This is a genomic window from Methylocaldum gracile, from assembly GCF_053646815.1.
Genome location: NZ_CM132196.1, coordinates 2,866,079 through 2,883,680, shown reverse-complemented (window position 1 = coordinate 2,883,680; position 17,602 = coordinate 2,866,079). Strand labels below are relative to the sequence as shown.

The 17,602-nt window shown below is 57.0% G+C and carries 15 protein-coding genes; 11 read left to right on the top strand and 4 right to left on the bottom strand.

Annotated features, from left to right (window positions below):
• Window positions 1-10: 10 nt before the first annotated feature.
• The 4 genes from topA to ACWJJK_RS12650 all read right to left on the bottom strand — a co-directional run bounded on the left by topA (window position 11) and on the right by ACWJJK_RS12650 (window position 5,048).
• Complete coding sequence (gene topA, locus ACWJJK_RS12665; RefSeq protein ID WP_454128129.1) at window positions 11-2,311, bottom strand: type I DNA topoisomerase; 2,301 nt, start codon at window positions 2,309-2,311, stop codon at window positions 11-13.
• Window positions 2,312-2,402: 91 nt separating this feature from the next.
• Window positions 2,403-2,870 carry a DUF494 family protein gene (locus ACWJJK_RS12660; protein ID WP_077731607.1) on the bottom strand — a complete coding sequence of 156 codons (468 nt, stop codon included), beginning with the start codon at window positions 2,868-2,870 and terminating at the stop codon, window positions 2,403-2,405.
• A gap of 40 nt (window positions 2,871-2,910) precedes the next feature.
• Entirely contained in the window at window positions 2,911-4,026 is a 1,116-nt protein-coding gene (dprA, locus tag ACWJJK_RS12655; protein WP_077731606.1) for a DNA-processing protein DprA, read from the bottom strand.
• On the bottom strand, window positions 4,023-5,048 hold the full coding sequence (locus tag ACWJJK_RS12650; protein WP_156881429.1) for a LysM peptidoglycan-binding domain-containing protein: 1,026 nt from the start codon (window positions 5,046-5,048) through the stop codon (window positions 4,023-4,025). The genes dprA and ACWJJK_RS12650 overlap by 4 nt, the downstream gene beginning before the upstream one ends.
• Before the next feature lie 194 nt (window positions 5,049-5,242).
• Between ACWJJK_RS12650 and def the strand changes: the two genes are divergently transcribed.
• The 11 genes from def (at window position 5,243) to typA (ending at window position 17,559) form a co-directional block, all read left to right on the top strand.
• The gene (gene def, locus ACWJJK_RS12645) at window positions 5,243-5,779 is read left to right on the top strand and encodes a peptide deformylase (protein ID WP_077731604.1); all 537 of its coding nucleotides are present in this window, start codon (window positions 5,243-5,245) and stop codon (window positions 5,777-5,779) included.
• Between the two features lie 115 nt (window positions 5,780-5,894).
• Entirely contained in the window at window positions 5,895-6,818 is a 924-nt protein-coding gene (gene fmt, locus ACWJJK_RS12640; protein ID WP_156881430.1) for a methionyl-tRNA formyltransferase, read from the top strand.
• A complete protein-coding gene (gene rsmB, locus ACWJJK_RS12635) occupies window positions 6,818-8,113 on the top strand; it encodes a 16S rRNA (cytosine(967)-C(5))-methyltransferase RsmB (protein WP_077731602.1) in 1,296 nt (431 codons plus the stop codon). The genes fmt and rsmB overlap by 1 nt, the downstream gene beginning before the upstream one ends.
• Window positions 8,113-8,670, top strand: coding sequence for a DUF4390 domain-containing protein (locus ACWJJK_RS12630; RefSeq protein WP_077731601.1), 558 nt, complete (start codon window positions 8,113-8,115; stop codon window positions 8,668-8,670). Before rsmB ends, ACWJJK_RS12630 begins: the two co-directional genes overlap by 1 nt.
• The gene (locus tag ACWJJK_RS12625) at window positions 8,652-10,838 is read left to right on the top strand and encodes an ATP-binding protein (RefSeq protein WP_156881431.1); all 2,187 of its coding nucleotides are present in this window, start codon (window positions 8,652-8,654) and stop codon (window positions 10,836-10,838) included. Before ACWJJK_RS12630 ends, ACWJJK_RS12625 begins: the two co-directional genes overlap by 19 nt.
• Before the next feature lie 3 nt (window positions 10,839-10,841).
• Complete coding sequence (locus ACWJJK_RS12620) at window positions 10,842-12,206, top strand: sigma-54-dependent transcriptional regulator (RefSeq protein WP_086135541.1); 1,365 nt, start codon at window positions 10,842-10,844, stop codon at window positions 12,204-12,206.
• A gap of 60 nt (window positions 12,207-12,266) precedes the next feature.
• The gene (gene trkA, locus ACWJJK_RS12615) at window positions 12,267-13,640 is read left to right on the top strand and encodes a Trk system potassium transporter TrkA (RefSeq protein ID WP_077731598.1); all 1,374 of its coding nucleotides are present in this window, start codon (window positions 12,267-12,269) and stop codon (window positions 13,638-13,640) included.
• Between the two features lie 15 nt (window positions 13,641-13,655).
• Window positions 13,656-14,243 (top strand): class I SAM-dependent methyltransferase, encoded by a 588-nt coding sequence (locus ACWJJK_RS12610; RefSeq protein ID WP_077731597.1) that lies wholly within the window; start codon window positions 13,656-13,658, stop codon window positions 14,241-14,243.
• 53 nt (window positions 14,244-14,296) lie between these two features.
• Entirely contained in the window at window positions 14,297-14,695 is a 399-nt protein-coding gene (locus ACWJJK_RS12605; protein WP_077731596.1) for a rhodanese-like domain-containing protein, read from the top strand.
• A gap of 233 nt (window positions 14,696-14,928) precedes the next feature.
• Window positions 14,929-15,663 (top strand): glycosyltransferase, encoded by a 735-nt coding sequence (locus ACWJJK_RS12600; protein WP_156881432.1) that lies wholly within the window; start codon window positions 14,929-14,931, stop codon window positions 15,661-15,663.
• A 75-nt stretch (window positions 15,664-15,738) separates the two neighbouring features.
• Window positions 15,739-17,559 (top strand): translational GTPase TypA, encoded by a 1,821-nt coding sequence (typA, locus tag ACWJJK_RS12595; RefSeq protein WP_077731595.1) that lies wholly within the window; start codon window positions 15,739-15,741, stop codon window positions 17,557-17,559.
• Window positions 17,560-17,602 lie beyond the last annotated feature (43 nt).

Genomic DNA, 17,602 nt, shown 5'->3' with positions numbered 1-17,602 from the left:
GTCGAAAACGCTAGGTTGCGGATTCGGCCAGCGGTTCGCCTTCGTAAGGCGCCGCATAGCCGCATTCCTTGCGAGGACAGACTTTTTCCGTGCCGCGCCGCTTGGTGACTTTCAGCGTCAGGATCGGGCAGCCGCAGTTGGGGCAGGGCTCTGCGACAGGCGGGTTCCAGACGGCGTAGGTGCAACTGGGATAGGTATTGCAGGAGAAGAATAATTTTCCGAAGCGCGACTTCCGCTTGATCAATTGGCCCTTATTGCATTCAGGACAACGTACCCCGGTGTTCTCCGGTTTTTCGAGCGGTTCGATATGCTTGCACTTGGGATAATTGCTGCAGCCTATGAACTTCCCGAACCGACCGGTCTTGATGACCAGCGGCGAGGAGCATTCGGGGCAGACCTTTCCTTCCACGACTTCCGGCGCGGCGGGCGCGGCTTCCCCGTTGATGTTGCGGGTGTATTTGCACTCGGGATAATTGGTACAGCCGATGAAGCGGCCGTTACGTCCGAGGCGTATGGATAGCTGTCCGCCGCATTCGGGGCATGCTTCGTCTAGCGATTCGTGAGTAACGTCCGCGCGTCTCAAGCTTTCATCCTTGGCATCGATCAGCGACTTGAACGGATACCAAAACTCGCGCATCAGCGGAATCCAATTTCTTTCGCCGCGCGAGACGGCGTCCAGATCGTCTTCCAAATTGGCGGTGAAGTTGTAGTCGACGTATTGGGTGAAGTGCTCCGTCAAGAATTTGTTGACGATGCGCCCCACGTCCGTCGGATGGAACCGTTTATTTTCCAGCACGACGTAATGACGCTGCTGCAGGGTCGAGATAATAGCCGCGTAAGTCGACGGCCGGCCGATGCCGTACTCCTCCAACGCCTTGACCAGGCTTGCTTCCGTATAGCGCGGCGGCGGTTCGGTGAAGTGCTGAGCGGTGACGATATCGAGCAGATCGACCCATTGGCCTTCTTTCAGCGCGGGCAATAAACTTTCGTCGTCTTCGGTGGATACGTCGTCCCTGCCTTCGAGGTAGACGCTCATAAAGCCCGGATTCACCACCGTCGAGCCTGTTGCGCGAAATACGCCCATCGTGCCGCAGGACAGGTCGACCGAGACCGTTTTGATGGTGGCGTGAATCATCTGGCAAGCGACGGTCCGCTTCCAGATCAGGTTGTAAAGCTTGTATTGCTCGGGACTGAGATAAGGCTTGACTTGTTCCGGCAGCCGAAAAGCCGATGTGGGCCGAATGGCTTCGTGGGCTTCCTGAGCGTTCTTGCTCTTGGTTTTGTATAGAGGCGGCTGCTTGGGCAGGTTTTCTTTGCCGAACCGGGACGCGATCAGCTCACGAATTTCCTGTACCGCTTCATTGGCGAGATTGACCGAATCGGTACGCATGTAGGTGATCAGCCCGGTGGTTTCGCCCCCCAGGTCGATACCTTCGTAAAGCTGCTGGGCGATTGCCATGGTGCGCTTGGTGGTGAACCCCAGCTTGCGAGCCGCTTCCTGCTGCAAAGTGGAGGTAATGAACGGTGCCGCGGGATTCTTTTTGCGCTCTTTCTCCTCAATCTTCACCACCCGGAGCTTGCCGTTGGCCTCCGCAAGCAGCGAGTTCCTAATCTGGCTCGCCTGTTCTTCAGTGACGATGCTGAACTGTTCCAGCTTCGCGCCGTTCAGGTTGATGAGCCGGGCGCGGAACTTCTGCCCCTCGGTGCTGGCGTCGGCATCGAGAGTCCAATATTCCCGAATCTGGAAGTTCTCGATTTCGATCTCGCGCTCGACAATCATCCGGAGTGCCGGGCTTTGCACCCGTCCGGCGGATAGGCCTCGCCGAATCTTTTTCCACAGCAAGGGCGACAGCTTAAAGCCGACCAGATAATCCAGTGCACGGCGCGCCTGCTGCGCATTGATCAGGTCGGTAGAGAGCGCTTTGGGGTGTTTGATCGCCTCGGTAATGGCGCGCTTGGTGATTTCATGGAAAACGACACGGTGTACCGGTTTATTGTCGAGCACCTTGCGGTTTTTCAGGATCTCGTAGATATGCCACGAAATGGCCTCGCCTTCGCGGTCCGGGTCGGTCGCGAGGAACAAGGCGTCAGCTTTCTGAGCAGCTTTGGCGATGGTTTGTACGTGCTTCTCGTTTCTCTCGATGAGTTCATACTTCATCGCGAAATCATGATCGGGATCTACTGCTCCTTCTTTGGGAACAAGGTCACGGACATGGCCATAGGATGCATAGACCTGAAAATCTCGGCCGAGATATTTTTCAATGGTCTTGGCTTTTGCTGGTGATTCAACAATGACCAGGTTTTGGCTCATCGGAGTTAATAAGGTGCGAGCTATTTGCGTTTAAGAATAAACGATTCTCCGGTTTCTTCTGCGGAGAAGAAATGGAGAAACGGGTGATGTATCAATGCAGATAATTAGGCAGGCTCTCGTAGACGAGATTTTCCATGCGCGCGAAAGCGATTTCTTCGTTGGGTTGGCTGAAAAGTACCATAAGCACAACCCACTTCAGGTTTTCCAGAGAGATGGCTTCTTCGTTGAATGCCATGACACGGTCGATGACCAGTTCGCGGCTTGCCGGCGTAAGGATTCCGCTTTGTTCCAGAAACATCAGGAGACCACGGCATTCGGCATCGAGCTTAGCCGTTTCCTGGGCGGAAAAGATACGAAATGCCGGCGAGGAAACAGGCTTGATCGCATTATGCTCGGCCAACGATTCTAGCCACTCAAAGGCTTTATTGATTTCGGTTTGAGGGAATCCCGCCTCCAAAAGTTCGGTGCGAATCATGTCGGGATCGGGTGTGAGCTCGACATCATCATCCATATAGTTTTCGAAAAGATAAATTAGGACATCGAATACGTTTTCTTTCATTGAGTGGTCTCAACTAAGGGATGCGCAACGGCTAGGAAATTTACTGGGTCCGGAAGTAGCATCCTCCGGGTGTAGAGGCAACATGACCTTGCAGTTCCAACATTAAAAGCATCGAGGCGATAGCTTCCGGCGTTTTTCCTGTGGCTGCCACTAGAGTATCCACAGAGGTTGGGTCGTACGCAATATATTTCAAGAGTTCCATATGGGGTTGGTTGTCGTCCGAATCGGTTTTGAACGAAGGTTTGTAGGCTTGGACGGATAATCGCGCCTCGAATTCCTCGACGATATCCTCAACCGTTTGGATCAGTTTTGCTCCGTTTTTTATCAATTCGTTGCAACCGCGGGAAAGCGGATTGTAAATCGAGCCGGGTACGGCGAAGACCTCGCGTCCCTGTTCGGCTGCGAGACGTGCAGTGATCAAGGATCCGGACCGCGGCGCGGCTTCGACGACCAGGGTACCCAAGGAAAGGCCGCTGATAATACGATTCCGACGGGGGAAATGATCGGCCTTGGGGCCGGTTCCGGGAGGGAATTCGGATACCAAGGCTCCGTTCTGGGCGATGATTTCGTGTGCCAGATTCTGATGACGGTACGGATATACTCGGTCCAATCCCGTGGCGGCGACGGCTATGGTAACACCGCCCGCTTCGAGCGCTCCGGAATGCCCGGCGGCATCAATCCCCAATGCCAGCCCGCTGGTGACAGCAAAGCCAGCGGAGACTAAGCCTGACGCGATTTCTCGCGCAATCCGCCGACCGGACGGCGACGGATTTCTGCTGCCGACAACTGCAATCTGGCGAAATGAAAGGGCCGAAACGTCCCCTTTAACGAAGATCAGCGGGGGCGGATCGGATATTTCGCGCAGCAGCGCGGGATATCGAGGATCGTGCAGCGTGAGGCAATCGTGGCCCGACGCACTCAGCCATTGCAAATCGGCTTCCACGGCCAGCCAATCCGGATGGCAGAGATAGACGATGGTTTCTTCTTTAAGACCTAAGGCGGCTAGATCAGCCGCCTTGGTTTCGAAGAGGATTCTAGGACTGTGGAAATGGGCGAGAATGGCGCAGAACCGCCGGCTTCCGATGAGCGGTGCTCGATGCAGTGCCAGCCAGTAGCGCAGGTCTTCTAAGCTTTCCGCGGAGCAGCCTGTCGTCAAGGGGTTGCAGCAATGTCTGACACGTGTATCGCACGTGTTGCGTTCATGACCAGCGCATAACTGACGCGTTCGAAGGGGCGGAAGATCATCAACAAGCCGGCGTGTTCGTCGGGCAAGGCCACGGTTTCGCCGGGTCTCTGGCTTACGATATCCCGTATCGGACGTGCGCTTTGATAAATGTCGAGAACGTGTCCGGTTTCGATGCCGTCGGCGGTTCCTTTGTCGATCACCACGACCTGGTATTGGCCGATCTGCGAGACCCCATCCAAGACACTGATGATATGGGCTTCGATATCTTGCTCGGGCGCACGTGGCTGGAAATAAAGCTCGATTTTTTCTTGCTCGACCGGCATGAGCCGGTCGCCGATAATGGCTTCGCGCTGGGCGCGGGTCAACACCAGTGTTGCCGGGTCGCCGATACGTTGCAGTTGGGCGTCGGCTACGTAGATCGCTTCATAGCCGAGAATGTCGCCGGTAACTGGGTCCTGGTAGGCCGGGCCCGGTCTGAACAAGGTAAATGCCTGGTTCGTGCCGTCTTCGACCGCACGCACGTAAATCCCGTCGCCGATCCCTCCCACGATATGCTCGTCGACAAACGCCACGATATATGGCGCATCCGGTAATTCGCGCTTGTTGACGACCCTGGGTCTACTCAGAAACTGACGGATCGCGTCCATGGGGATAAGCGGCACAGCTCGGGCGATCGGGCTGACTCGAACTTCCGGGCTCAGGCGTACTTCGGACGGCGTTTCGATTTGCAGGCGGGGCTCGCCGTTTACGTAGCTCAGGGCGATCACGTCGCCCGGATAAATAAGATGCGGATTTGCGATTTGGGGGTTGTTTTGCCAAATTTCCGGCCACTGCCAGGGCTTGCTCAAGAACTTACCGGAGATGCCCCATAGCGTGTCTCCCTGGACTACGGTGTATCGGTCCGGATGATTCGGATTTAGCTGAATGTGATCGGCCGACACCGTGCCGACGACGAACGATAAGGCAATACCGATAATGATTCGAAGCGTCATCTTGTCTCCTGCTCATCACGCATGGCGCGGCCATTCGAGTGTGGGAAGCGCTGGACTCACTGCAAGAATTTGTTCGCGATAAGGCATGTGCAACTTTCAAAAACCAATCGAGTCTTAAGGAACGGCGTTCAAAGTCTAGTTGAATTTCGTTAGAATTCCATTGACTTAGGTATTCAGCGTCCACGATAAACGTTATGGCCATCTTAACCATTCTTGAATTTCCCGATGACCGGCTCCGCAAGAAAGCGGTTCCCGTGCCCGTGGTCGACGAGTCGATCAAGCGGCTTGTGGACGACATGTTCGAAACGATGTACGCCGCTCCCGGCGTAGGTCTTGCCGCAACGCAGGTCAACGTCCAAAAACGCATCGTGGTCATCGATGTGTCCGAGGAAAAGAACACCCCGGTTTGCCTGATCAACCCCGAGATCGTGGAGAAGGACGGGAGCGAGGAAATGGATGAGGGTTGCTTGTCGGTTCCCGGTGTTTTCGAAAAGGTAACTCGCGCCGAGACGGTCAAGATTCGTGCATTGGACCGCAATGGCGATGCTTTCGAACTTGAAACCGATGGCCTCCTCGCAGTCTGCATCCAGCACGAGATCGACCATCTGGATGGAAAGTTGTTCGTCGATTATCTCTCGCCGTTGAAACGCCAGCTTATCCGTAAGAAACTGAAAAAGGATCAGCGGCAGCGGACCTCACAGCAGCCGCAGAAAACACGGGCAGTCGTCTGATTTCAAGTCTCCCGATACTTCGGGGGAGTAGGATTCGCTCCGGGCGGAGAGGGTCCTTCTTTTGGTTTACGCAGCGGCACGTAGCTGCGTCTTTGCAATTCGCCACTTCCATCTTATGAAGATCGTTTTCGCCGGCACACCGGAGTTTGCCGTTCCTACCCTCGAGATGCTATTGGAGGGGCCGCATGATGTCTGTGCGGTCTATACCCAGCCCGATCGCCCGGCGGGCCGGGGCCAGAAGCTCAAGCCGAGTCCGGTGAAGCAGTTGGCACAGTCTCACGGTATACCCATCTTTCAGCCGACCACGCTGAAGGACCCCGAGGAACAGGAGCGGCTCAGGTCTCATGATGCTGACTTGATGGTGGTGGTGGCTTACGGCCTCATCTTGCCCAAAGCGGTTCTGGAGATTCCCCGTCTAGGTTGCGTCAATGTTCACGCATCGTTACTGCCTCGGTGGCGCGGCGCGGCGCCCATACAGCGGGCCATCCTCGCCGGCGACGAGGTAACCGGCATTACCATCATGTTCGTGGAGCCGCGTCTGGACGCGGGCCCGATGTTGCATAAGAAGAGCTGCAGGATCGCGCCCTTGGAAACGGCTGGAGAACTGCACGACCGCCTGGCCGGGCTCGGCGCGGAAGCGCTCGCGGAAATATTGCCCGAAATCGAAGCAGGGACGGTGCGGCCCGAGGTTCAGGACGAAACCCAAGTTACCTATGCGGCGAAGCTGGAAAAGCACGAGGCGCGTTTGGACTGGACGATGGCGGCGATCGACCTGGAGCGCCGGATCAGAGCATTCAATCCCTGGCCGGTCGCCGAGACACTTTACCGGGGAGACATCTTACGGATTTGGCGGGCTGAGAGCCTGGATGAACCCGCGGGGGCAGAGCCGGGAACGATTCTTGATCGCGGCAAGACCCTGGATGTCACCACCGGCAGCGGAGTACTCCGGCTGCTGGAAGTTCAGCTTCCGGGAGGGAGGCGGATGACGGCTCAGGCATTTCTGAACGCGCATCCGGTTAGATCGGAACGCTTCGGCTGATGGAGTCGAATTCACGCGTATTCGCGGCGGATGTACTCGTTCAGGTGGTGGGAGAACAGAAAACCCTCACGCACGCACTCGAATCCGTCCTGCCCAAGATTCCACGGGAAAACGACCGCGCTTTCGTGCAAGCCCTGTGCTACGGCGTCATGCGCTGGTATTGGCGGCTGGATTATCTGCTCGGGTTGCTGACGCGGAAACCGATCAAGGACCTGGATCTCCGGATGTTGGCCATGCTCGGCTTATATCAACTCAAGTACACTAGGGTAAAGCCTCATGCGGCGGTGGCCGAAACGGTATCGGCGGCACGGCGGAAGGCCTGGGCGAAGCCGCTACTGAACGGGATTTTGCGCACCTATCTTCGGGAGCAGTCGACGCTGGAAGCTCGGGTTGAGGAAAAGAAAGTCGTTGCCGAAGCTCACCCGGAGTGGTTGGCCTCGCAGATACAGCGAGACTGGCCGGGTCGATACACCGAGGTTCTGAGGCAAAACAATCTCGCTCCTCCCATGGTTTTGCGGGTAAACCGCCTGGCGATATCGCGGGCGGCTTACCTGGAGCGATTGGCGCAGACAGGCATTTCGGCCTATGCTTCCCCGGTCGGCGACAGTGCCGTAGTGTTGGAAAGCCCTACGGCGGTAGAGAGGCTGCCGGGGTTCGCGGAGGGTTGGGTATCCGTGCAGGACAGTGCCGCCCAGTTAGCCGCTGCGTTATTGGAGCTGAAGCCGGGTTTGCGGGTGCTCGATGTGTGCGCGGCTCCCGGCGGTAAATTGATGCATGTCCTCGAAACCTGTTCCGGTTTGAAGGAAGTGGTTGCAGTCGATATTTCCCCCGAGCGGGTTGCCAGGATTCACGATAATCTTGCGCGCGCCGGGCTGAACGCCAGGGTGCTGACTGCCGATGCCACGGATCCCGAAGCGTGGTGGGACGGGCAGATTTTCGACCGGATTTTGTTGGATGCGCCTTGCTCCGCTACCGGGGTCATACGGCGTCATCCGGATATCAAGGTATTGCGTAAGCCTTCCGATATTGGCGGGTTGCTGGACTTGCAGCGGCTTATTTTGGATGCCGCTTGGCCGATGCTGGCGCCCGGCGGATTGCTGCTTTACGCTACGTGTTCCATCTTGCGGCAAGAAAACGAAGTGAGAATCGCCGAATTCCTCGAGAATCATTCCGACGCACGGGAAGTGCCCATCGAGGCGACTTGGGGGGAGGCGGTAAGCCATGGCCGGCAGATATTGACCGGCGATCAGGGAATGGATGGGTTTTATTACGCTCGCATAGTGAAAACCAGCTAGTGCTCCAACGTCTGAGTCAATGGAGCTTTCTTGTCGGCCTTTTACTGGCCTTCGATGCCGTGTGCGCGGATTACGGATTTCGGATCATACGCGCCGAGCTTGTGCCGTCCGGCACCAACTTCGTTTTAAACGCGGATATCGACTACCGTTTCAGCGAGTCCGCCCTCGAAGCCCTGAGACACGGAGTTCCCCTGACTTTGGCTGTTCGGCTCAAGATCAAGCGTCAGCGGCATTATTGGTTAAATGAAACGATCTTGAGTGAAATCCATAAGTTCCGGATTCTCTATCATCCCTTAGGGAGGTCGTTCCAGATCATTCACGCGGGCGGGAATACCGAAAGCTTTGCGAGTCTGACGGCCTTGCTGGAAGCCATGGGCGCGATCCGGGGCTGGTTCATGCTGCCGGCCGATCGCATCGTCGAGGGCAATAGCTACGAAGCGAGCCTGTCGGTAGATCTGGATATAGAATCCTTGCCGCTTCCTTTGCGTCCGATTGCCTACGTTTCCCCAAGCTGGTATCTCGGGAGTTCCTGGTACCGATGGCGCGTCGCAGATTAAAGCCACCGCTCAGTTTAACGATTCTGGTGCTGTTTTCGGCGCTCTTGGCATCGCTTCATTTGATGAGTACGGCGACCCAAGACGCGTCCCAGCTCGGAAAGATGTATTCCTGGCTGGTGCTGATCAATTCGCTGGGATCGGTTTTGCTTCTGGGATTGGTGGGCGCCAACGTCTACTGGCTGCTGAAACAGTTGAGGCGGAAGGCGGCCGGTTCCAATCTCACGCTCCGCATGGTGTTTCTGTTCACCCTGCTGAGCCTGGCCCCGGCCACCATAGTCTTTTATTACTCCATGCAATTCCTTCAGCAGAGCATCGACAGTTGGTTCGATGTCCGCGTCGACCAGGCCATGGAGGATGCGCTGCAACTGGGACAAGCCGCTTTGGACGAACGTATGCGAGCCGTCTTGAAGCAAACCGAGCAAATGGCGGAAGGCTTGGAAGGCTCGCCGGAAGGTCTTGTGCCTATTCGCTTGGCAGAGCTGCGCAGCCATGCCGAGGACGGCGAGCTCACCGTTTTTTCCAAGCAAGGCCGCATCATGGGCTTTATCGGCAGCCAAACCGGAAGAATCATTCCGGACTTTCCGGAAACGGGCGTCTTGTTGCAGGTGAAGCAAGGCAAATCGTACGTAGGTCTCGAACCCGACGTCGGAAACGGCCTGCAAATCAGGGCGGTCGTATCCATCGCAGGGGATGACGCGCAATACCTTCAAGGCATTTATCCGGTACCGTTGCGTGTGGCCGATCTCGCGAAAACGGTCGAGGCTGCTTATGTTCACTACAAGGAGCTTACCTTTCTGCGGGGGTCATTGAAGCTGACGTTTTCCCTGACCCTGTCTCTGGTACTCCTTCTGAGTCTTTTAGCCGCGATGTGGTCCGCGTTTCTCAGCATCCGCCGCATCGTGGCTCCGGTCCGGTATTTGGCCCAGGGCACCAGAGCCGTGGCCCAAGGCAATTACGAGAAGCGCTTGCCGGTAAAACGCAAGGATGAGCTGGGCTTCTTGGTCGAGTCGTTCAACGCCATGACGCAGAAGATCGCCCAGGCAAGAGACGAGGCGCAGCATTCCCGGCAGGAGGTTGAGCGCCAGCGCGCCTATCTGGAAACCGTATTGGCGAACCTTTCCTCCGGCGTGTTGAGTTTCGACGAGTCGATGCGGCTTCTGACCGCCAATCAGGCCGCGAATGCCATTCTTCACGCCGAACTCGACAAGAGCGTCGGCGCTACGATCGGCGAGCTGACGGAAGCGCAGCCGCATCTGGCCGATTTGATGCAAATCGTTGGAAATCGATTGGAAAAGGAAAATAGCGTCTGGCGCGAAGAAATTCCCTTCCTCGGGCCCAAGGGCCGGCAGGAACTCTTATGCCGCGGAACGCCGCTATTCGGTTCGGACGGTGAGTCGCAAGGTGCCGTCGTGGTGTTCGACGATGTCACCGCACTGATCCAGGCCCAGCGTCAGGCGGCATGGAGCGAAGTGGCTCAGCGTCTGGCACACGAGATCAAAAATCCGCTCACACCGATTCAGCTTTCGGCCGAGCGTCTCAAGCACAAGCTGTCCAAGAATCTGGAGACGGCCGAAGCCGAGGTTCTGGATCGCGCGACCCGTACCATCGTGCAACAGGTCGAGGCCATGAAGACCATGGTCAATGCCTTCTCCGAATACGCCAAACCATCCATTATCCAGTTGCAACGGATCGATATCGATGCTTTGATCGAGGAAGTCGTGGCGCTTTATCCGCCTCAATCCGGTTTGGAGTTCGAACTCGATCTGGAGCCCACTTTGCCTCCGATATACGCCGATCCGATCAGAATTCGACAGGTTCTGCACAACATGATCAAGAACGCGCAGGAAGCCATGGCACCGGGGGTGTCGGGTAAAATGGGCATTCAGACGCGTTTGATCGAGGAAAACCGTCATCATTACGTCGAAATCGAGTTGCACGACTCCGGGCCCGGTATTCCGCCCGGGCAGGCTGACCGAATTTTCGAACCTTATGTAACGACTAAATCGAAGGGTACCGGTTTGGGATTGGCCATTGTAAAGAAGATTGTCGAGGAGCATGGGGGAAGCATCCGGCTGGTTTCGGGGCGCGGTGAAGGCGCGCGCTTTATCATACGAGTGCCCATCGCAACCGAAACGGCTGCGGTGCGCGGGCTAGCGATGGAGGTATAAGCGGTGGTCAAAGCGAATATTTTGGTGGTGGACGACGAGCCGGACATTCGCCAATTGCTCCAGGAGATTCTGGAGGACGAGGGCTATCGGGTTGCCGCGGCCGAGAACGCGAGCGTTGCGCGCAAGCTCTGGGCGGAACGCATGCCGGATCTAATATTGCTGGATATCTGGATGCCGGACGAGGACGGCATCACTCTGCTGAAAGAGTGGCTCCGGGATGACCAGCTTTGCCCTGTCATCATGATGTCCGGGCACGCGACGGTTGAAACCGCGGTCGAAGCGACCCGGCTGGGCGCGTACGATTTTCTTGAAAAGCCGTTGTCCCTGGCCAAACTCCTGGTTACCGTCGAGCGGGCCCTGGAAAACGCCAGGCTCAAGCGGGAAAACATCGGATTGAAGCGGCGGGTGGACATCCCGATAGAACCTGTCGGCAAGAGCGCCGCCATGGAGCGCCTCCGCGATCAGATCAAGCGTTTGGCGCAGCACGACGCCCGCGTCTTGTTCGTGGGCGAGCCCGGTTCCGGGAAAGAAACCCTGGCGCGTTATCTTCATGCCAACAGCGCGCGGCGCGACGGCCCTTTCGTGGACGTGGGCGTAGGAACGATCGCGCCGCAGTTCTCGGCGGTGGAATTTTTCGGCAGGATGGAAGACGGCCGGATTCACTACGGATTGCTGGAGCAGGCGCACGGCGGAACGTTATTCCTCGACGAAGTGGCCGATATGGAAGAGGAGACGCAGTTGCGCCTCCTCAGCGCGCTGGAATCGAGTTCATTCTCGCGGGTGGGCGGCAGTGAACTGATCAACGTGGATGTCCGCATCGTCGCATCGACCCGAAAATCGTTGGAAGAAGAGGTGCGGGCCGGCCGTTTCCGGCGCGAGCTCTATTACCTGCTGAACGTCGTCACGCTCAAGGTTCCGCCCTTGCGCGAACACAGCGAAGATGTGCCCGAGCTGCTGCGGTTTTATGTGGATTACTTCGTGAGCCGGGAGAAATTGCCGTTCCGGAAGTTTCCCGTTCCGGTCCAGAACTTTTTGCGGAATTATCCGTGGCATGGCAATATCCGCGAGCTCAAGAATCTGGTGCAGCGCCTCTTGATCCTGGGCAGCGGGGAAGAGGTAGAGCTGGACGAAGTGAAGGCGGCGCTCGGCGAGTCCTTGGGCGAAGTCGGCCCAGCCGCGGGCCAGCCCGATTTCTATGACCTGCCGCTCAAAGAGGCGCGCGAACGGTTCGAAAAGGCTTATCTCGAGTATCACCTGGAAAAATACAGCGGCAGCGTTGCCCGTCTTTCACATGCCATCGGCCTCGAGCGTACTCATTTGTATCGCAAGCTCAATTCGCTTGGGATCAAATTCAGAGAAAAGCGATAGCATCGCGGCTCTCGAATTTGCCGTTTCCTGTCTTAGTTTCTCTAACTTCTGCTCTCGATAATGAAAATAATCATACTTGGCGCCGGGCAGGTCGGAAGCAGCGTGCTCGCCAGCTTGGCGAGCGAGGCTAACGATATCGTCATGGTCGATACGCAGCCCGCCTTATTGAAGGATTTGCAAGACCGGTTCGACATCGGCACGGTTCAGGGCAATGCGGCGCATCCCACGGTATTGAAGCGAGCCGGGGCGGATGAGGCCGATATGCTCATCGCCGTCACCAGCGACGATGAAACCAATATGCTGGCCTGTCAGATGGCGGATATCCTGTTCAAGATTCCGCGAAAGATCGCCCGGGTCCGCGCCATCGAATATTTCAGCTATCCGGGCATTTTTTCCCCCGAGACCATTCCTATCGACGTCGTCATCAGCCCGGAACAGATCATCACGCAATTCATCGAGCGGCTGCTCAAGTATCCGGGGGCCTCTCAGGTCCTGGATTTTGCCGAAGGCCGCGTCCGGCTGGTGTCGGTCAGGGCCCATCAAGGCGGGCCGCTGGTCGGGCGGGAAATCCGCGAGCTTCATCAGCACATGCCGAATGTCCATGCGCGCATCACGGCAATTTTTCGAAACGGCCTGCCTGTCATCCCGAACGGAAAAACCATTATTCAGGCGGATGACGAGGTATTTTTCGCCGCATCGTCCGAAGAAATCAAAGCGGTCATGAGCGAGCTCAGAGAGCTCGAACGGCCTTACAAGCGACTGATGTTCGCCGGCGGCGGGCACATCGGCAAGCGCGTGGCTCAAGCGCTGGAGGGGCGTTATCAGGTCAAGCTCGTAGAAAAGGATTATAAGCGCGCCCAGAAAATCGCCGCCGATCTGAGCAATACGGTGGTATTGGCGGGCGATGCTTCGGACAAGGAGCTTCTGCTCAGCGAAAACATCGAGAACACCGATATTTTCTGCGCCATTACCAACGACGACGAAGCCAATATTTTGTCCGCCATGTTGGCCAAACGCCTGGGTGCCCGCCGGGTGATCAGCCTGGTGAACAAGAGCGCTTACGCGGACCTCGTCGATTCCTCACTGGTGGACCTCGTCCTTTCTCCGCAGCAGGCGACCATCAGCGCCTTGCTGCGTTATGTTCGGCGCGGCGATATCGTTCAGGTCCACTCCCTTCGGCATGGCGCCTCGGAAGCGATCGAAGCGGTCGCCCACGGGCGCCGCGGCAGCTCGAAGGTGGTCGGCATACCCATCGACAAGATCAACATTCCGCCGGGCGTGGTGATGGGGGCCTTGGTCAGGGGGGACGAGGTGATTCAGGTTCACCACGACACGGTGATCGAGGAGGGTGATCACGTCATCATGTTCCTACTCGACAAGAAACTTATTCCCATGGTCGAACAAATCTTTCAAGCTACCGATGTACCGGTTTGATTCCGGAGATTATCTATGACCGACGACGGGTTTCCGATTCGAGACAAATGGGACCGGATCTACCGGGGAGCCGGCGACGCGATTCCCGAGCCGGCACCGGTTTTGGCGGATAATGCGCATCTTCTCCCTGAATCCGGAACCGCCTTGGACTTGGCTTGCGGGCTGGGAGGAAACGCGTTGTTTCTGGCGCGGCGAGGGCTGGAGACCCAGGCATGGGATATTTCTCCGGAGGCGATCAGCCGGCTGAACGTCCATGCCCGACGGCTCGGTCTGGGTCTCCGCGCCGAGACCAGAGACGTGGTCGAGCTGCCTCCCACGGCGGAATCCTTCGACGTCATCGTCATCAGCCGCTTTTTGGAACGGTCTTTGACCTTGGCTATTACAAAGGCGCTGAAACCCGGCGGCTTGCTCTTCTATCAGACTTACACACGAGACAAAGCTGCCGGGATCGGGCCTACAAATCCGGCTTTTCTTCTCGATACGAACGAACTGCCTCGGCTGTTTGGCAGCCTCAGACTCGTGTTTTATCGGGAAGAAGGACAAATCGGCGATTTGAACCGAGGCAGTCGCAACGAGGCTTTTTTTGTGGGGCAAAAGGCATAGGCGCCGTGTAGCGGTACCTTGCTCACGTGAATCAACTCTTCAGGAGTACCAAGATGTCGTCTGTAAAAAGCTTAACTCCGCCCAACGCGTGGAATGCTTTCAGGGAACAAAGCGGTGCCGTGCTGCTGGATGTCCGCGATCCTTTGGAATTCTCCTATGTCGGGCATCCGTGCGGCGCCATCAACATTCCGTGGAAATGGGCGCCGGACTGGAAGCCCAATCCGGACTTCGTGAATCGCGTTCGCCAAATCGCTCCGAACGCCGATACCCCGATTTTCTTATTGTGCCGCAGCGGGCAGCGTTCGCTCGATGCCGCCAATGCCTTGGCAGCCGAAGGCTATTCGGATCTTACGAATATCGAGCAAGGCTTCGAAGGCCCTCTCGACGAACAGAAACATCGTAGCAGCGTCGGCGGCTGGCGTTATCATGGGCTTCCTTGGGAGCAAAGCTGATAGGGACGAAAGAGCCCGTCACTTTAAACGCCCTAACGCACACGGAAATGGGGAAGGCGCGGATCCGATAGGCGCTTCGCACCCCCCCTGCGTCCGTATCCGCATATCAAAGGCTCGACCTGCGATAAATCCCTTTAAACCGGCTACCGTTCTTCGTTTTGCAACATGGCGATGTTAATGATAGTCGCCTCATGTATCGCAAAAACGATAGAGAAGGGATCAGAGGGGTTTTCATGCAATCGAGTGATATCACGGTTGTGCTGCCGACGCTGAACGAAGAGATAAACATCGCTCATTTTCTGTCGTCGTTACCGGATCGCTGTCGTCTCATTGTCGTGGATGCCGGGGACGACCGAACTGCGGAAATCGTCGCTCGCCACCGTTCGCCGGAGTTCACCCAAATCGTGAGGCTGAAAAGCACGATATCGGAAGCTCGTCAGATCGGTATGGAGTTGGCCGGAACCGGATGGGTCTTGTTTACGGACGCAGACGTGGTATTCCCACCAACCTACTTTCGGGCACTCGCCGGATATGCGGAATTCGACTGCGTCTACGGTCCAAAACTGTCGCACAATCGATTTCGCCGATATTACCGCTGGTTCGCCCACGGGCAATGGATATCTCACAAAATGGGAATTCCTGCGGCGAGCGGCTCCAATTTGCTGGTCAGGCGCCATATCGTGACGGAGGTGGGCGGATTCGATCCCGATCTGCTTTGCAACGAAGATTCGGAACTGGTCTGGCGCATTAAACGCGCCGGCTACCGCACCGCGTTCGCACCGGATCTGCCCGTATATGCAATGGATCATCGTCGTCTGGAGCGGGGCGTGTTCCGCAAGACGCTTCACTCTGTTGTCCGGTGCTTATTCCTTTATTGCGACCTGATTCCTGCCCGCTGGCGCAGACTGGATTGGGGTTACTGGTCGCATGTCCAGCAGGGCGAAAGCGGTGCGTCCGCTCAGGACTGAGTGAGCTTTAAAATCTGGTAGAATAACCGGTTTTACCCGGCTCCCTGCCCCCACCATCCATCCTTTTTCCGATTTATGATCGAAAAACTTCGCAATATCGCCATCATCGCCCACGTAGACCACGGCAAGACCACTCTGGTCGATAAGCTGCTCCAGCAATCCGGCACGTTCGCCGCCCACGAAAAAGTGGAGGAACGGGTCATGGACTCGAACGCCCTGGAGAAGGAGCGCGGTATCACCATTCTGGCCAAGAACACCGCCATCGACTGGAACGGCTATCACATCAACATCGTCGATACCCCCGGCCACGCCGACTTCGGCGGCGAAGTCGAACGCGTTTTGTCCATGGTCGATTCCGTGCTGCTCTTGGTCGATGCGGTAGACGGCCCGATGCCGCAGACCCGTTTCGTGACGCAGAAGGCGTTCGCCCTGGGGCTCAAGCCCATCGTCGTCATCAATAAAATCGATCGTCCGGGAGCGCGCGCCCATTGGGTATTGGACCAGACCTTCGATTTATTCGACCGGCTGGGAGCGACCGAAGAGCAGCTCGACTTTCCGGTCATTTACGCATCCGCCCTGAACGGCTATGCCGGCCACAGCCCGGATATCCGCGAAGGCAACATGGACCCCTTGTTCGAAACCATTATCGAAAAGGTGCATCCGCCCGTGGTCGACGAAGAGGGCGGCTTTCAAATGCAGATCAGCCAGCTGGACTATAGCTCCTATGTGGGCGTGATCGGCATCGGCCGCATCCAGCGCGGCACCATCAGGACCAATACCCCGGTGGTGGTCGTCAGCCGCGACGGCAAGCAGCGCAACGCCCGTATCCTGCAGGTGTTCGGATTCAAGGGGCTGGAAAGGGTCGAAGTGCCCGAGGCGAATGCCGGCGATATCATCGCCTTCACCGGCATCGATGCGCTGGAGATTTCCGACACCATTTGTGCCGTCGATTGCGTAGAGCCGCTTCCGCCTTTGACCGTTGACGAGCCCACCGTGAGCATGACCTTCCAGGTCAACAACTCGCCTTTTGCCGGCAAGGAGGGCAAGTTCGTCACGTCGCGGCAAATTCGCGAACGTCTTCAGCGGGAACTGCTGCACAACGTTGCCCTGCGCGTGGAAGACACGTCCGATCCCGACAAATTCAAGGTTTCGGGACGCGGCGAGTTGCATCTCTCCATCCTGATTGAAAACATGCGCCGCGAGGGCTACGAGCTTGGCGTGTCGCGTCCCGAGGTGATCATCAAGGAGGTCGACGGCGAGCTCTGCGAACCCTATGAATTCGTCACCATCGAAGTGGAGGAGGCGAATCAGGGCGCGGTGATGGAGAAACTGGGCGAGCGCAAGGGCGATCTTTTGAACATGGTGCCGGACGGGCAGGGCAGGGTACGGCTGGAATACATGATGCCGTCACGCGGCCTGATCGGCTTTCAGACCGAATTCATGACTGCCACCTCGGGCACCGGCCTTCTGTACCACGTCTTCGATCATTACGGCCCGGTGAAGAAAGGCGATATCGGCCAGCGTATCAACGGTGTGATGATTTCCATGGTGGAAGGCAAGGCCCTGGGCTATGCGCTGTTCAATCTGCAAGAACGCGGACGCCTGTTCATCGAGCACGGCACGGAAGTCTACGAGGGCATGATCATCGGCATCCATTCCCGCGACAACGACTTGGTGGTGAACCCCACCAAAGCCAAGCAGTTGACCAATATCCGCGCCGCCGGCAGCGACGAGAACATCATTTTGACTCCGCCCATCAAACTGAGTCTGGAGCAGGCTCTGGAGTTCATCGATGATGACGAACTAGTGGAGGTGACCCCGAAATCCGTTCGACTCAGAAAAAAGCTGCTTCTGGAACACGAACGCAAAAAAGCCACCCGTGCAGCGGGCGCCTGATGCCGAGATAAGGGAATATTCGCGATTGTCGATATCTGCCTTG

Bases quoted from the DNA above. Each gene is read 5' to 3' on its own strand.
- ACWJJK_RS12625 (WP_156881431.1), top strand. From the start codon at position 8,652: ATGGCGCGTCGCAGATTAAAGCCACCGCTCAGTTTAACGATTCTGGTG.
- ACWJJK_RS12610 (WP_077731597.1), top strand. From the start codon at position 13,656: ATGACCGACGACGGGTTTCCGATTCGAGACAAATGGGACCGGATCTAC.
- ACWJJK_RS12605 (WP_077731596.1), top strand. From the start codon at position 14,297: ATGTCGTCTGTAAAAAGCTTAACTCCGCCCAACGCGTGGAATGCTTTC.
- typA (WP_077731595.1), top strand. From the start codon at position 15,739: ATGATCGAAAAACTTCGCAATATCGCCATCATCGCCCACGTAGACCAC.
- rsmB (WP_077731602.1), top strand. From the start codon at position 6,818: ATGGAGTCGAATTCACGCGTATTCGCGGCGGATGTACTCGTTCAGGTG.
- trkA (WP_077731598.1), top strand. From the start codon at position 12,267: ATGAAAATAATCATACTTGGCGCCGGGCAGGTCGGAAGCAGCGTGCTC.
- ACWJJK_RS12600 (WP_156881432.1), top strand. From the start codon at position 14,929: ATGCAATCGAGTGATATCACGGTTGTGCTGCCGACGCTGAACGAAGAG.
- ACWJJK_RS12650 (WP_156881429.1), bottom strand. From the start codon at position 5,048: ATGACGCTTCGAATCATTATCGGTATTGCCTTATCGTTCGTCGTCGGC.
- def (WP_077731604.1), top strand. From the start codon at position 5,243: ATGGCCATCTTAACCATTCTTGAATTTCCCGATGACCGGCTCCGCAAG.
- ACWJJK_RS12660 (WP_077731607.1), bottom strand. From the start codon at position 2,870: ATGAAAGAAAACGTATTCGATGTCCTAATTTATCTTTTCGAAAACTAT.
- topA (WP_454128129.1), bottom strand. From the start codon at position 2,311: ATGAGCCAAAACCTGGTCATTGTTGAATCACCAGCAAAAGCCAAGACC.
- fmt (WP_156881430.1), top strand. From the start codon at position 5,895: ATGAAGATCGTTTTCGCCGGCACACCGGAGTTTGCCGTTCCTACCCTC.